12 protein-coding genes and 1 pseudogene are annotated in these 15,316 nt (G+C 66.3%); 3 read left to right on the top strand and 10 right to left on the bottom strand.

Features of this window, described 5'->3' with window-relative positions; genetic code table 11:
- Positions 1 to 31: 31 nt before the first annotated feature.
- From paoC to paoA, 3 genes are read right to left on the bottom strand one after another with little or no spacing between them, the layout of a single operon-like run.
- Positions 32 to 2,233 (bottom strand): aldehyde oxidoreductase molybdenum-binding subunit PaoC, encoded by a 2,202-nt coding sequence (gene paoC / locus CLM73_RS23225; RefSeq protein ID WP_105240428.1) that lies wholly within the window; start codon positions 2,231 to 2,233, stop codon positions 32 to 34.
- A gap of 4 nt (positions 2,234 to 2,237) precedes the next feature.
- Positions 2,238 to 3,188 carry an FAD binding domain-containing protein gene (locus tag CLM73_RS23230; protein ID WP_105240429.1) on the bottom strand — a complete coding sequence of 317 codons (951 nt, stop codon included), beginning with the start codon at positions 3,186 to 3,188 and terminating at the stop codon, positions 2,238 to 2,240.
- Positions 3,185 to 3,820 (bottom strand): aldehyde dehydrogenase iron-sulfur subunit PaoA, encoded by a 636-nt coding sequence (gene paoA, locus CLM73_RS23235; RefSeq protein WP_105240430.1) that lies wholly within the window; start codon positions 3,818 to 3,820, stop codon positions 3,185 to 3,187. Before paoA ends, CLM73_RS23230 begins: the two co-directional genes overlap by 4 nt.
- Before the next feature lie 175 nt (positions 3,821 to 3,995).
- On the opposite strand from paoA, the gene CLM73_RS23240 reads away from it, so the two are divergent.
- Positions 3,996 to 4,646: a nucleotidyltransferase family protein gene (locus CLM73_RS23240; protein ID WP_105240431.1), complete on the top strand. Its 651-nt coding sequence runs from the start codon at positions 3,996 to 3,998 to the stop codon at positions 4,644 to 4,646.
- Between the two features lie 47 nt (positions 4,647 to 4,693).
- Here CLM73_RS23240 and CLM73_RS23245 read toward each other — a convergent pair whose 3' ends face one another.
- The 4 genes from CLM73_RS23245 to CLM73_RS23260 form a co-directional block, all read right to left on the bottom strand.
- Positions 4,694 to 5,869 carry a hybrid sensor histidine kinase/response regulator gene (locus CLM73_RS23245; RefSeq protein WP_105240432.1) on the bottom strand — a complete coding sequence of 392 codons (1,176 nt, stop codon included), beginning with the start codon at positions 5,867 to 5,869 and terminating at the stop codon, positions 4,694 to 4,696.
- 20 nt (positions 5,870 to 5,889) lie between these two features.
- A complete protein-coding gene (locus CLM73_RS23250) occupies positions 5,890 to 6,471 on the bottom strand; it encodes a chemotaxis protein CheB (RefSeq protein WP_199778356.1) in 582 nt (193 codons plus the stop codon).
- A 122-nt stretch (positions 6,472 to 6,593) separates the two neighbouring features.
- The gene (locus CLM73_RS23255; protein ID WP_105240433.1) at positions 6,594 to 7,433 is read right to left on the bottom strand and encodes a CheR family methyltransferase; all 840 of its coding nucleotides are present in this window, start codon (positions 7,431 to 7,433) and stop codon (positions 6,594 to 6,596) included.
- Positions 7,434 to 7,466: 33 nt separating this feature from the next.
- The gene (locus tag CLM73_RS23260; RefSeq protein WP_105240434.1) at positions 7,467 to 10,880 is read right to left on the bottom strand and encodes a response regulator; all 3,414 of its coding nucleotides are present in this window, start codon (positions 10,878 to 10,880) and stop codon (positions 7,467 to 7,469) included.
- Positions 10,881 to 11,194: 314 nt separating this feature from the next.
- Here CLM73_RS23260 and CLM73_RS23265 point away from each other — a divergent pair, with 314 nt between their 5' ends.
- Together CLM73_RS23265 and CLM73_RS29025 are read left to right on the top strand one after the other, a co-directional pair.
- Positions 11,195 to 11,638, top strand: a complete 444-nt coding sequence (locus tag CLM73_RS23265) for a response regulator (protein ID WP_234015721.1) — start codon at positions 11,195 to 11,197, stop codon at positions 11,636 to 11,638.
- A 272-nt stretch (positions 11,639 to 11,910) separates the two neighbouring features.
- A complete protein-coding gene (locus tag CLM73_RS29025) occupies positions 11,911 to 12,822 on the top strand; it encodes a hypothetical protein (protein WP_158685918.1) in 912 nt (303 codons plus the stop codon).
- Positions 12,823 to 12,856: 34 nt separating this feature from the next.
- Here CLM73_RS29025 and CLM73_RS29360 read toward each other — a convergent pair.
- The 3 genes and pseudogenes from CLM73_RS29360 to CLM73_RS23280 form a co-directional block, all read right to left on the bottom strand.
- Positions 12,857 to 12,979 (bottom strand): annotated as a pseudogene (locus CLM73_RS29360) (1,6-dihydroxycyclohexa-2,4-diene-1-carboxylate dehydrogenase); the annotation flags it as partial.
- A 25-nt stretch (positions 12,980 to 13,004) separates the two neighbouring features.
- The gene (gene catA, locus CLM73_RS23275; protein WP_105240436.1) at positions 13,005 to 13,940 is read right to left on the bottom strand and encodes a catechol 1,2-dioxygenase; all 936 of its coding nucleotides are present in this window, start codon (positions 13,938 to 13,940) and stop codon (positions 13,005 to 13,007) included.
- A gap of 89 nt (positions 13,941 to 14,029) precedes the next feature.
- Positions 14,030 to 15,175 carry a muconate/chloromuconate family cycloisomerase gene (locus CLM73_RS23280; protein WP_105240437.1) on the bottom strand — a complete coding sequence of 382 codons (1,146 nt, stop codon included), beginning with the start codon at positions 15,173 to 15,175 and terminating at the stop codon, positions 14,030 to 14,032.
- Positions 15,176 to 15,316 lie beyond the last annotated feature (141 nt).

Raw genomic sequence — 15,316 nt, forward strand, 5'->3', positions numbered from 1 at the left:
CGCGAGGAACGGCATCACACGTCTAACGGCATCACGCGTCTAAGGGCATCTGCGCCAACAGCTTGTCCAGCGTCACGGGATAATCCCGGACGCGCACGCCGGTCGCGTTGTACACGGCATTGGCAATCGCCGCCGCCACGCCGCACAGGCCCAGCTCACCGACGCCCTTCGCCTTCATCGGCGACGACACCGGATCGTCTTCGTCCAGAAAGATCACCTCCTGGCGCGGAATGTCGGCATGGACGGGGACCTCGTAGCTTGCCAGGTCGTGATTGACGAAAAAGCCCGCGCGATGGTCTACCGCCAACTCCTCCATCAACGCCGCGCCCACGCCCATGGTCATGGCGCCGATAACCTGGCTGCGCGCCGTCTTCGGGTTGAGGATGCGGCCCGCAGCGCAGACGGCCAGCATGCGGCGCACGCGGGTCTCGCCGGTGGCGGCATCCACGGCCACTTCCACGAAGTGCGCGCCGAATGTGGACTGCTGGAATTTCTTGTCCAGGTCGCCGAACTCGATCGTGTCTTCCCCGATGAGCTCGCCGCCCGACACCGCGCGCGTCAGCGGCGCGCTACGCCCGCTGGCATCCGTGACCGCGCCGTTGGCGAACACCGCGCCTTTCGGGTCGAATCCCAATCGCTCCACGACCAGCGTCCGCAGCTTTTCGCAGGCGGCATACACGCCCGCCGTGGAGCTGTTCGCGCCCCACTGCCCGCCCGAGCCCGCGGACACGGGAAACGCCGAATCGCCCAGCCGCACCACCACGCGGGAAAGCGGCACGCCCAGCATCTCGGCGGCGGTCTGCGCGATGATCGTATAGCTGCCCGTGCCGATGTCGGTCATGTCGGTCTCGACGATGACGCGGCCCGCTGCGTCCAGCCGCACGCGTGCGGCTGACTTCATCACCAGGTTGTTGCGAAAGGCGCTGGCCACGCCCAGCCCGATAAGCCAACGCCCTTCGCGCCGCGCGCCAGGCTTGGGATCGCGCTGGTCCCAGCCGAAATGCCGGGCGCCCGTCTGCAGGCATTCGACGAAACGCCGCTGCGAGAACGGCCGCGACGGATCGGTGGGATCGACCTGCGTATCGTTGAGCACCCGAAACGCCACGGGATCCATGTCCAGCGCCAGCGCCATCTCGTCGATCGCGATCTCCAGCGCCATCATGCCGGGCGCTTCGCCGGGCGCGCGCATCGCATTGCCTTCGGGCAGATCCAGCGTCATCAGGTTCAGCGCGGTGCGCTGATTGGCGCCCGCGTACAGCAGCTTGGTCTGCTGCACGGCCTCTTCGGGCTGGCCGTCCGGCAGATCGCCTGACCAGCTTTCGTGCGAGATCGCTGTCAGCCTGCCGTCGCGCCCCGCGCCCAGCCGGATGCGCTGGATCGTGGCGGGCCGGTGCGTCGTGTTGTTGATGATCAGCGGGCGCGGCAACGCGACCTTGACCGGCCGGCCCGCGGCGCGCGCGCCCAGCGCCGCCAGCAAAGCGTCCGCCCGCACGAACAGCTTGCCGCCGAAGCCGCCGCCGATGTAGGGCGAGATCAGCCGCACATTTTCTTTCGGGATGCCCAGCGTCCGGGCCACGTCGGACCGCCCCCACGCGATCATCTGGTTAGAGGTCCACAGCGTAAGCTTGTCCCCCTTCCAGACCGCGAGCGATGCGTGCGGCTCCATCATGGCGTGCGATTGGTCGGGCGTCGTGTAGGTGTGATCGACCGTGACCGGCGCCGCCGCAAACGCGGCGTCGAAGTCGCCCGCATCCGTCTTCGGGATGTGCTTGCCGGACTCGCCGTGGTCCCGCTTCTGCGCCGCCAGGTCGAACGCGCCGTGCTTGCGGGCATATTGCACGCGAATGAGCTTGGCGGCCGCGCGCGCCTGCTCGAACGTATTCGCCACCACCAACGCTATCGCCTGGTGATAGTGCTGGATCTCCGGGCCGCCCAGCAGCGTGGCCGTGTTCATCTTGCCCTTGCCCAGCTTGCCAGCGTTCTGCGCGGTCACGATGGCCAGCACGCCCGGGGCGATGCGCGCCGACTCGATGTCGATCGCCGTGATGGCGCCCTTGGCTATCGCCGCGCCCACCACGTAGCCGACGGCGGGATTCGGCGCGACATCGTGGTGTTCGTAGGCGTAGGCGGCCTGCCCGCTGGTCTTGAGCGGACCGTCGATGCGATCGACGGGCTGGCCGACGACCTTAAGCTGGTCGATGGGGTTCTGTGTCGCGGGAGTATCGAATTTCATTGCTTCACGCCCTCGCTTCCGTCAAGACTGAGCCGAGCGCGCGCCGGGCCAGCGTCAGTTTGAAGCCGTTGTCCGGCGTGGGCTTGGCGTCGGCCAGCAGCGCGTCGGTCACACGCGCGGCGCCGTCCGGCAGATGCGCGTCCGCCGCCTCCATGCGCCACGGCTTGGGCGCCACACCGCCCAGTGCCACGCGGCCGGTGCCGTCCACCTGCACCACGGCGGCCACCGCCACCAGCGCGAAGGCGAACGACGCGCGGTCCCGCACCTTGCGGTAGATATGCTTGCCGCCCAAGGGTTTGGGCAACACCACCGCGGTGATCAACTCTCCGGCTTCCAGATTGGTCTCGATGTGCGGCGTATTGCCGGGCAGCCGGTGGAAGTCGGCAATGGGAATCACGCGCCGCGTGGCATCGGGACGCACGGTCTCGACCGTTGCGTCCAGCAGGCGCATGGCCACGGCCATGTCGCTGGGATGCGTGGCGATGCAGGCATCGCTGGCGCCGATCACAGCCAGTTGGCGTGACACCCCGCCAATCGCGGAGCAGCCGCTGCCGGGCACGCGCTTGTTGCAGGGCTGATTGGTGTCGTAGAAATACGGGCAGCGCGTGCGTTGCAGCAGATTGCCCGCCGTCGTCGCGCGGTTGCGGATCTGCGCCGACGCCCCGGCCAGCAGCGCGCGCGCCAGCACCTCGTAATCGCGGCGCACGGTCTCGTCGGCGGCAAGATCCGCATTGCGCACCAGCGCGCCGATGCGCAGCCCGCCGTCGCCGGTCGGCTCGATCCGGTCCAGATCCAGGCCGTTGACGTCCACCAGATGCGCAGGCGTTTCGACCTCGATCTTCATCAGGTCCAGCAGGTTGGTGCCGCCCGCGATGAACCGCGTGCGCGGCTCGCGCGCGGCACTGGCAGCTGCCTCGGCGTCGGTGCGGGGACGCTCGTACGTGAAGGGTCTCATGCCTTGCCCTCCGCCACATCCTCGATGGCGTCCAGGATGTTGGCATACGCCCCGCAGCGGCAGATGTTGCCGCTCATGCGTTCGCGGATTTCGTCGGGGGTCAGCAGCGGGCGTTCGTTCAGCGACGCGGTGACATGGCTGGGCATCCCGCTTGCAGCCTCGTCCAGCATGCCGACCGCCGAACAGATCTGCCCCGGCGTGCAGTAGCCGCACTGATACCCGTCATGCTTGACGAACGCGGCCTGCAGCGGATGCAACGCGCCCGGCGTGCCCAGCCCCTCGATCGTGGTGATCTGCTGGCCATCGTGCATGATGGCCAGCGTCAGACAGGCGTTGATGCGCCTGCCGTCCAGCAGCACCGTACAGGCGCCGCATTGGCCATGGTCGCAGCCCTTCTTGGTGCCGGTCATGCGCAGGTGCTCGCGCAGCGCGTCCAGCAGGCTGGTGCGCGGATCCACGGACATTTCGTGGGACTTGCCGTTCACATTCAGCGTGACCGATGCGGTCAGGCCTTGCGCCGGTGTGGCGTGCTGGGTGGCGGACATGGCGGTCGTCCCGATGGCGGTGGCGGAAGCGGCGCCCGCCTTCAGCAGATTGCGCCGGGATATCTTGATGCCTATGGAATTTTCCAAGGGGGAACTCCTTTGAAACGTCCGGCGGGCCGCGGCCTGCCATTTATCGCCCGCAACCAGCAAATGGTGTTCCTGGCCGGCGTGGCCCGTGGCTGGCTTTTCCCGATAAGATCGTCCACCTCATCCGATGATAGTCACCCGGCTAGCCCGGCCGCCATGTCTTCCTGACAAGAAAATGTTCGATCTCGAAACCAATCCGGACAACGCCAGCCGCGCGCGCTGCGTGGGCATCCTGCTTGCTGCCGGACGCGGCCGCCGCTACGCCGGCGCGGCTGCGGGGCAGGACAAGCTGCTTGCGCTGCTGCCTGACGGCACGCCCGTGCTGGTGGCCGCCGTGGCATTGCTGCGAGCCGCTGTGTCGCACATCGTGGCAATCACCCGCCCGGACAACGACCGCGCTGCGGCGCTGCTGGCACAGGCAGGGTGCGACGTGGTGATGGCCGATCCCGGCGCCGACGGCATGGGCGACAGCCTGGCCACCGCTGTGCGCCACGTCATGCGGACGGCGGATCACGGCATTGACGCTTGCCTGGTGGCGCTGGGCGACATGCCCTGGATTCGCCCGGACACGTGCCTGCGGGTGGCAGCGGCGTCGCGCCAGCACGCGATCGTGGCGCCGGTATGGAACGGCCAGCGCGGCCATCCGGTGGCCTTTCAGCGGACGATCTGGCCGGCGCTGGCGGTACTGACGGGCGATGTGGGCGCGCGGGCCGTGGTGGCCCGATACGGCGTGACCGAGCTCGCCGTTGATGACGCTGGCGTGTGCGCCGATGTGGATACGCCCGAAGACCTGATGACCGCCGGGCGTCGCGTCGAACCGGGCTGAGCGTCACGCCGGCCGCAAGAGGGACCCAGCGTCGGCCCCGCCCCCGTTTATGCCGGCGAGGCGTTGCCGAGGGACCGTCCGATCACCGGCGTGTCAGCCGCCGCCGCCTGCCGCGGCAGGGCCACCCGGAAGCTTGTCACGTCGTCGCGCGAATCGGCGCTGATGCAGCCGCCGTGCGACGCCACGATCTGCTGCGCAATGAAGAGCCCCAAACCCAGCCCGTGATGCCCGCCGGGCCGGCGCGCGCCGCTGCGGAACGGGTTGAAGAGGTGTGGCAGCAGCTCTGGCGGAATCGTGCCGCCATTGGAAACGGTGACGACCACCTCGCCGGCGTCCTCGCCATTGACCTCGACGCGCACCGGGGCGGTCTTGCTGCCATGGTGCAAGGCGTTGCCGACGAGATTCGCGATCACCTGCGAAATGCGCGGGCCGTCCCATGCGCCGGCTGCGTCGCCGCGGCAATGCGACTCCACCTGGCGCTCGGGAAAGCCCGTGCGCACCTCGTCCAGCGTGCGCTCGACCAGCGCCCCCATGTCCAGTTCGGTGGGGGCCAGCGTCAGCCCGCCCGCCTGGCGGATACGCGTCACATCCAGCAGGTCTTCGATCAGGCACGACATGCGCTCACTGCTCTGCAGCATGCGCCGCGCCAGGCTCGACACGCGTTCGTCGTCGCCCTGGCGCTGCAGCACGGTGGCGCCCATGATGATGGCCTGCAGGGGCGTGCGCAGATCGTGGCTCAGCACCGCCATGAACATCTCGTTGACCCGCAGCGCTTCCGTGCGCTCTTCCAGCTGCTGCGCCAGCGCGCGCTTGCGCTCGTGCAGCTCGAAGAACACGTTGGCCTTCGTGCGCAGCATGTACGGGTCGACGGGTTTGTACAGAAAGTCCACCGCGCCGCTCTCGTAGCCGCGAAACTGCCAGTTCTGTTCGCGCGAGCCGGCGGTGATGAAGATCAGCGGAATGTGGCGCGTGCGCTCGCTGCCGCGGATCAGCTCGGCCAATTCAAAGCCGTTCATGTCGGGCATCTGCACATCCAGCAGGGCCAGCGCGACGTCGCCGTGGCGCAGCAGCAGCTCCAGCGCCTGCGGGCCGGACTGGGCCTTCAGCACCTCGACACGGTCGCTGGCCAGCAGCGCCTCGAGCGCAATCAGATTTTCCGGAACGTCGTCAACCAGCAGGCACTTGATGCGGTCGTCGTGGGAAGGGGCTGATGTCGGGATCATGGTGTCAATGCGTTTGGGTTTCAGGGCAGCGGCGTTGTGGGCAACTGCGCGAACACGGCGGCAATCTCGTCGGGCGTGAGCGCCCTTGCCGCCGGAACCAGGGCCAGGGCGGCATCGGGCATCGCGGATACCGCGGCCGACGCCGGCGCCTGCACCAGCGCGTGGCCGCCGGCGGCATGAATGGCGGCCAGGCCTTCGGCCCCATCCTCATTCGCCCCGGACAGCAACACGCCAAGCAGCCGCTCGCCGTAGCAATCGGCGGCGGACTGGAACAGCACGTCAATGGACGGCCGTGAAAAATGCACCGGCGGATCGATCGACAGCGCCAGGCGCGGCCCCCGGTCCACCAGCAGGTGGTAGCCGGGCGGCCCGAAATACACGTGCCCCGGCTGTATCGGCTGCTGGTCCTGCGCTTCCTGCACGGGCAAGGCACAGCGATAGCTGAAGATGTCGCTCAACAGGCTGCGGCGGTCGGCGGGCAGGTGCAGCACCACGATCACGGCCGCCTGCAGGCCTGCGGGAAGCGCGGGCAGCAGAATGCTCAAGGCGTCGATGGCGCCCGAGGAACCGCCGATGACGATCGCGTCCCAGGCGCTGTCCACGGCGTCGGCGCCCGGTGCATCGGCCCCCGGTGCATCGGCCCCCGGTGCGTCGGCCCCCGGTGCGTCGGCCCCCGGTGCGTCGGCACCCGGCACATCACCCGGCTGATCTGGCACGCCCGGCGTCACAGGTCGGCCTTCTTACGGTAAATGCGGTCGGCGATCACGAATTCGTCGAAGCCATCGGCCTGCGCCGTGAATCGCACCGATTCCTTGGACCCCAGGCCCAGAAAGCCGCGATGGACCAGCGCATCGTGAAAGAGGCCCAGCGCCCGGTCCTGCAGATCGCGCTCGAAGTAGATGAGCACGTTGCGGCACGACACCAGATGCACTTCCGCAAACACGCTGTCGGTCGACAGGCTGTGGTCGGAGAACACCATGTGCTCACGCAGCGCCTTGTCGAACACCACCCGGCCATACCGCGCCGAGTAGTAGTGCGACAGCGAATTGCGGCCGCCGGCCTGCGCATGGTTGGCCGTGAAGGCAGCCGCGCGGTCCAGGTCGAAAACGCCTTGTTCGGCCGCGCGCAGCGCATGCGGATTGATGTCGGTGGCGTAGATCAGCGCCCGGTCCAGCAGCCCTTCTTCGTGCAGCAGGATCGCCATCGAATAGACTTCCTCGCCCGTGCTGCACCCGGCCACCCACACCTTGATCGAGGGATAGGTGCGCAGGATCGGCACCACCTCGTTGCGCAGCGCCAGGAAATAGCTGGGATCGCGGAACATGTCGCTGACCTGGACCGTCAGGTACTGCAACAGACCCGTGAACACGGCGGGTTCATGCAGCACGCGGTCCTGAAGCTGCGACAGCGTCTTGCAGTTGAATTCGCCCAGCGCGGTGCGCAGGCGGCGTTTCAGCGAGGCCTGCGCATACTCCCGAAAGTCGTAGTGGTACCGGTGATAGATCGCATCGAGCAGCAACCGCTGCTCGATGTCTTCGATATGCGCCTTGTTCTGAGTGGGCATGGGCGTGATCGCTGTGTCTTGATCCGGTCGGGCCTATTTGCGCATCCAGACGCGTACGAGCGACAGCAGGCGCTCGACGTCCAGCGGCTTGGCGATGTAGTCGTTGGCGCCGGCGGCCAGGCACTTTTCCTGATCGTCCTTCATGGCCTTGGCCGTCAGGGCGATGATGGGCAGGCGGCGCCACTCGGGCCGCGCGCGGATCTCGCGCATGGCAGTGTAGCCATCCATCTCCGGCATCATGATGTCCATCAGCACCAGGTCGACGACGCGGTTGCCGTTGACGCCGGCGCGGCCCAGGGCCTCCAGCGCCTCGCGTCCGTTGCGCGCAATCTCCACGTGCAGGCCGGTGGGCTCCAGGATGCTGGACAGCGCAAACACGTTGCGCACGTCGTCTTCCACCACCAGCACCGTGCGGCCCTCCAGCGTGGTATCGCGGCTGCGCGCCAGCTCCAGCATCTGGCGCTGCTGCGGCGGCAGTTCGGCCTCCACCTGGTGCAGGAAGAGCGTCACCTCGTCCAGCAGGCGCTCCGGCGAGCGCGCGTCCTTGATGATGATCGACTTGGAGAATCGGCGCAGTTGCTGCTCCTCGTCGCGCGACAGCGCGCGGCCGGTGTACACGATCACGGGCGGGAACGACACGCTGTCCTGATCGGCCATTTCGCGCAGGAGTTCGTAGCCGCTCATGTCGGGCAGGTTCAGGTCCATCACCACGCAGTCATAGGTGGTGTCGCGCAGCAGCGCCAAGGCGTCGCCGGCATTGGCCGCGGGCACGATCTCGACGTCGTCGCGCGCCAGCAGTTCGCGCACGCTGTCGCGTTGGCGGTCGTCGTCCTCGACGACCAGCACGCGCCGCACGTTCTGCGTGAACTTGGCTTCCAGGCGCTGCAGCGCGTGGACCAGTTCCTCGCGCTTGACCGGCTTGAGCGCATAGCCCACCGCCCCCCGCACCAGCGCCTCTTGCGCGTAGTCGGCCACCGACACGATGTGCACCGGAATGTGGCGGGTGTTCGGATTGCGCTTGAGCTGATCCAGCACGCCCAGGCCGGAGAAGTCGGGCAGGTTCACGTCCAGCACGATGGCATCGGGCCGCCGCTGGGCCGCCAGCGCCAGGCCATCGGTCGCAGTGTGCGCGGCCAGGCAGCCAAAGCCCATCTCATGCGCCAGATCGGCCAGGATGCCGGCGAAGCGTTCGTCGTCCTCGATGACGAGGATGGTTCGGGCAAAGGTCTCGCCCTGTTCCTGCTCGGCGGGCTTGGACAGCGCGGCCGGTTCCGTGCGCGCGACGGGCGGCGCGGCAATCGCGTCGGCCGGGCCCGCCAGCGTGACAGGAGCATCGGTGCGCTCGCGCGGCGCCGGCGTGGTGGACACGACCAGCAGGTTCATCGGCAGCAGCAGCGTGAACACGCTGCCCTGCCCCGGCGTGCTGACCAGCGACAGCGTGCCGCCCAGCAGCTTGGCCAGATCGCGCGAAATCGACAGGCCCAGCCCGGTGCCGCCGTGCTTGCGGTGCGAGCTGCCGTCGGCCTGACGGAATGCCTCGAAAATCAGTTCGTGCTGGTCGGCGGCCACGCCGATGCCGGTGTCGTGCACCGCAAACGCCAGCATGCGGCCCGGCGCGCGCGTCACGCGCAGTGCCACGAAACCCTGCTCGGTGAACTTGATCGCATTGGACAGCAGGTTCTTGAGCACCTGGCCCAGCCGCTGCGGATCGGTCCGCAGCGTGTCCGGCACGTCGCGCGCGATGTCCAGTTCCAGCGACAGGCCCTTTTCCTGGGCCAGCGGCCGCAGCGGTTCCAGCAGCCGCTGCAGCGCCGGGGTCACGGCCACGTCGTCGACCTCGACCGTCGCCTGGCCTGCCTCGATCTTGGCCAGATCCAGGATGTCGTTGATCAGCGCCAGCAGGTCGCGTCCGGCCGCATGAATGGTCTGGGCGTACTTCACCTGCTCGGCGGACAGGTTGCCCGGCTTGTTGTCGGACAGCAGCTTGGCCAGGATCAGCGTGGAATTGAGCGGCGTGCGCAGCTCGTGGCTCATGTTGGCCAGGAATTCGCTCTTGTACTGGCTGGCCTGCGTCAGCAGCCGCGCCTTGTCGGTCAGCGCGCTTTGCACCCGCAGCAACTGTTCGGTCTGCGATTCCAGATTGACGTTGGTCTGCTCCAGCTCGGTCTGCTGCAGTTCCATGCGCGCCTGCGATTCCTGCAGGATGCGGCTCTGCTGCTCCAGTTCCTCGTTGCTGACGCGCAGCTCTTCCTGCTGGGTCTGCAGTTCTTCGGACTGGCGCTGCGTTTCCGCCAGCAGCGACTCCAGCCGCGTGCGATCCATGCCGGCGCGGATCGCGGACGCCAGCATTTCCGATGCGCCTTCGAGCAGGCTGCGTTCGCCCTCGCTGACCGGATGGTTGAAGCCCAGCTCGATCACGGCGTACACGCGCTCGTATTGCATGGCGGGCGCCACCACCAGCTCGACCGGATTCGAGCGGCCCGTGGCGGACGAGACTTCCAGGTGGCCGGCGGGCACGTTGCGCACGTGCAGCAGCTTGCGCGACACGGCCGCCTGGCCGACCAGGCCCTGCGCCGAGGGAATCTTCTGGGGCAACCTTTCGGGCGGCACCGCATAGCCGCCGAACAGCTCGAGTTCTTCGCCATTGACCACGTAGCCCGCGCCGACGCTGGCATTCAGGTATTCGGCCAGGTAGTCCAGGGCGCGCTTGCCGATCTCGTCCAACCGGTGGTCGCCCCGCAGCCGCAGGCTCAGGCCCGACAGGCCCGTCGTCACCCAGGCCTGCCGCGCCTTGGTGCGGTACTCGCGGATGGTCATGAGGGCCGAGGCAAAGATCAGGACCAGCAGCACCAGGGCGCCGCCCCAGGAATAGTAGGTCGAGGTCGTGGCCGCTTCGCTCCAGGCGTCGCGCTCCTGCTCGACCCGGCTCATCTGTGACGTATAGAGATCGCCGACGAGATCACGAAGCCGGTCCATCGCCTCCTTGCCCGAATCGGTCCGCACCACCGCCAGCGCGCCTTGGACGTCGCCCGCGCGGCGCATTTCGATGGTGTTGTTCAACTCCGTAAGCTTTTGCTTCGTGATGCCCGCGATGTCATTCGCAATCCGGCGCTGCGTGGCGTCCTGCTGCGAGAATTCCTGCACGACGGCCAGGCGCTGCTCGATGAGCGGCACCGAGCGCACATAGGGCTCCAGATAGGCGGTGTCGCCCGTCAGCAAGTAACCCCTTTGGCCGATCTCAGCGTCTTTCAGGGCCGAATTGAACAGGCTGAGCTGACGCAGCGACTCCGTGGCGCGGTCCATCGACTGGACGGCACGCGTGCGAGTGTCCGCCGAGCGAACGTTGACAAAGGCGATGACCAGGGTGGCCACCGCGGCCAGGATGAATCCGGCCATCAAAGTGCGAGGAAAGGCCAGACGACTGGCCGGCTGCGGCGATTTCAGCATGAGATCGATTTACCAATTCAGGGAAAGCGCGCGGAGTGCGCTAGGCGGAGTGCGAAGAATTATAGGGACGGAGAAGCCTGCGGACCATCCTTCGCACTGGCGAACTATACAGGTATGAGCCCTTCCAGGTTGCGTATGGATACAACTACTACACCAACGCGGCGGCGGCATGCCCTAGGATTCGGCTTCCCGATCTGCTGACCGCCTTTTCGCGCGCGGCCCGCCCTTAGCCGGCGCGCTTGACCCAGCTTGAGGCTGCGAACAGCCTGCGGCGCAGACAACCGAATTCCTGCCGACAGCGGCACCAAATAAAAATGACGAAAATCCTTTTGGTGGACGACCAGCCCACGTTGGTCGCCCTGATGAGCGAGTTCCTGAGCAGCGAAGGCTATGACGTCACGACGCACACCGACGGACTGACCGCGCTGCAGCAGATGATCGACCTGCGCCCCGACCTCGTGATCACCGATCTGTCCATGCCCGGCATGGACGGCGCCGCCCTCCTGACCGCCATGCGGGATAACGCCTATCTGCATGAAACGCCGGTGCTGGTGCTGAGCGGCCGCCCGGAACACGAAATCCTGGAAGCCTGCGCGGGCCGAGCGATGCTGATGCGAAAGCCGGCCAGCCCGGACGACGTGCTCAAAGCCGTGCGCGGCCTGATCCACGAACCCCAACCGCAGTCTCGCCCGCGCACCGGCCCGTTTTCCGGCTCCCTGAGCCGCATCGGCGCCGCGCCGCTCGCCCGCGCGGCATAAACGTCGCGCGCCCCCACTATCGGGCGGCCGCACACAGAAAAGGCCGCTGGCAATGAGCCAGCGGCCTTTTTTTTTGCGTGAGCGGGGTTGCCGTCGCAAATCCAGCCAGCCGATCTGGCAGTACCCACGTATCGGGATACAGCGCCGGGAAAAATAGTTTTCGTCTGATATGCGACGGTAGGTCGGTATGGAGTAATGCGCGTGACGGGCAAGCGAGAGGAAGCGGCGGTCCCGTCCAAGCCCCCCTTTCGTTGAAGGACTACGCACTACCTATGGCAACTGACTGGATATGGACGAGCAAGGATAGTGCTGGCGTTCAGCCTGCAATTGGCGACCAGCTCGTCAGTATCGACAACGCCTATTTGCGTATTCGAAACCCATGGACCGTCGGATCCGCATCGTCGGGCAAGCTATATGCTGCGGGCCTGGTCGTGACAGTTTCCGGGTTGACAGGCTATTTACTCGCCGTATTCGTCGAGTATGCGGTTATGGAGTATTCGCTGATTCTCTGTTTACTCTTGCCTGTATTTTTCTTCGTCTTGATGCTCGCGCTGAGCGTTCGCTTTATAAAAACGAGATCCGACATAATTTTTTCCAGATTCGATCAGCGCGTCAGCTACAGCGATCGCGGGAGGGTGATATCCGGCACATGGAACGCTGTCATTGCCGGCATGCTGTCGAAACCAGAGTTCACGGGGACAGGAGTGCTCGTGACGTATTCGCTAATAATGAAAATGCCAGTTGAATCGGTTAACCCCGAAATGACAGCAAAAAGGCCAGAGTCACTGTTCGTGTCAACCGAAAGCAACGAACCGGCAGATCCGAACGTGTTGCACGTCGCTCAAGTATGGGAGTTCATTCGGTTGTTCATGGACGAAGGTCCCAACAAGCTACCCAACCCTGCAGAATCCAACTGGTGGCTCGCACCAGAACACCGCATCTACCTGACTCCGGCCGAAGCCTGGCGCCATTACGTCCCTTGGCGCAATGGCCAACCGAACGAAACGCAAGGAAAAAGCAACTGGCTATTGCCTCTGTGGCTGGTGTTCTTGCCTTACAACATGTTCTGCGCGCTGTGCTGGTACCTGGCTTGCCGCGTATTGAATGTCCGGGCGGCCGAGCCTCCCGTCCCCCCATCCTCACCCCACATGCCTCCCCCGCCACATACATCACCTGCCCCGTGATGTATGACGCCTCCGGCGCCGCCAGAAAGCAGATCGCCGACGCCACCTCTTCCATGCTGCCCATGCGATGCATGGGCGTGCCGGCCAGGCAGTCCGTGTACATCTCGCCTTGCCAGATGCGGTCCTGATCCGAGGGGGCTTCGGTGTTGCGCGGCATCGCGCGGTGGCGATGCCTGCCGGGTTCAGGCCTGGGCGGAAGCGCGCAGGCGATTGACGACCTGGTTGTCCTTGCCTTGCAGCAGGCCGGTCAGCACGACGTCGAATTCGATTTCCTTGTACGCGTCGGTCTTCAGGCCCAGCTCGGCGCCGCCCGTCTTGTCGGTCACCGGCGGGATCAGCGCTTCGCGGGTGGCGTAAGCGAAATCGTCCCAGATGAGGGGATCGCCCTCGATGTTGAATTGCGTCGTCAGCTTGCGTTGCTGGTCGGCGCTGACAAACAGGTGCACGTGCGCCGGGCGGTTGCCGTGGCGGCCCAGCGCGTCCAGCAGCTGCTGCGTGGCGCCCTGCGGCGGACAGCCGTAGCCGACGGGCATCAGCGTGCGGAACTCATACTTGCCTTCCGAGTCGGTACGGACCGCGCCGCGCAGGTTGAAATCGGTCTGCGCGCCCGTCGGGTCGAAGTGCGAGTAGAAGCCCTTGGAGTTGGCGTGCCAGCACTCCACCACCGCATTGGCCAGCGGCGCGCCGCTGGTATCGCGCACAACGCCGCGGATCACCAGCGGGCCGGCATCGGTATCCGGATCGAGATCGATGCGGGCAGCGCCGTCCTGGACGGGCGCGCCCGCGACGTACAGCGGGCCTTCGATGGTGCGCGGCGTGCCGCCGTCCAGGCCGGCCAGCTTGTCCTCGTGGTCCATGCGCACGTCCAGGAATTTTTCCAGCCCCAGCCCGGCGGCCAGCAGCGCGGCCTCGCCGTCGCGACCGAGCTGGTTGAGGTAGTTGACGCCGGCCCACACCTCGTCGGGCGTGATGTCCAGGTCGTCGATGGCCTTGAAAAGATCGCTCAACAGGCGGTTCAGGATCTGCTTGAAACGCGGGTTGCCCTCGCTGCCTGCAATGTTGGTCGCGGCCTTCAGCAGGTCCTGCACTTCCGGGGTGTTGAATACGTCGAGGCTCATGTCTGTCTCCAGGGGGTGTCTGTTTGTATGGGTATGGTGTGTGGGTATGGGCGATGCGGCCCTGCCTGCCGCCGCAGCGCCATGCTTTCTCAGTGTCTTTTGTCGGTGACCTTGATCAGCCCGTCGCGCGTAAAGCGCTTGACGCGGGCGTCGTCGAGCTCGATGCCGAGCCCCGGGCCGGCGGGCACGGTCAATTCGAAGTCGCTGTAGTCCAGCGGCTGCGCCAGGATTTCCTCGGTGATCAGCAAGGGGCCGAACAGCTCCGTGCCCCATTGCAGATGCGCAAAGCTGGCAAACAGGTGCGCCGACGCGACCGTGCTGACCGCGCCTTCCAGCATCGTGCCGCCATAGAGTTCGATGCCCGCCGCATCGGCAATCGCCGCCACGCGCTGCGCCGCAAAAAGGCCGCCATTCTGCTCGATCTTGATGGCAAAGACATCCGCGCCATGCTGGCGCGCGATCTCGAACGCCGTGTCCGGGCCCTGCAACACCTCATCGGCCATCAACGCCACCGGAAACCGACGCATCAGCCGCGCCAGCGCCGCGGCGCTCGCCACGGGCTGCTCCACCAGCTCGCAACCGGCATCCGCCAACGCGGGAATCGCCCACGCCGCCTGCGTCTCGCTCCACGCCATGTTCACGTCCACGCGCACCGCGCCGCGGTCGCCCAGCGCGCGCTTGATGGCGGCCACGTGGGCAATGTCCACCTTCGGGTCACGCGCGCCGATCTTCAGTTTGAAGATGCGATGGCGGCGCTCTTGCAGCATCTGCTCGGCCTCGGCAATGTCGCGATCCGTGTCGCCCGAGGCCAACGTCCAGGCCACCGGCACACGATCCCGGCGCCGGCCGCCCAGCAGTTCGCTGACGGGCACACCCAGGCGCTTGCCATGCGCATCCAGCAGCGCGGTTTCCAGCGCGCTCTTGGCAAAGTGGTTCACCTTGACGAGCTTGCCCAGGTGCGCCATCAGCGCCTGCACGCGCGTGGCGTCCTGGCCGATCATGGCGGGCGCGAAATACGCGTCGATCGACAGCTTCATGGCCTCGGGGCTTTCCGGCCCGTACGCCATACCGGCAATGGTGGTGCCCTCGCCGATCCCCACCACGCCGTCGCTGCAATACACCTTCACCAGCATGAGCGTCTGGCCATACATCGTGGCCACCGACAGCTTGTGCGGACGGATGGTGGGAAGGTCGACGAGACAGGTTTCGATGCGTTCGATGGTGGCTGCGGACATGGACGGCGTTGAATAAGGGATGGTCACGAGGCGTTTATAAGACCCCGCGACTTTTCGCGTCCAATACTTTGAAAATCCGAATTGATACCTTTAAAGCATAAATAATCGGCCGTCGCCCAGCTATACCACTCGCGCTTCTCG

It is taken from the genome of Achromobacter spanius (assembly GCF_002966795.1).
Taxonomy (GTDB): Bacteria; Pseudomonadota; Gammaproteobacteria; order Burkholderiales; family Burkholderiaceae_B; genus Achromobacter; species Achromobacter spanius_D.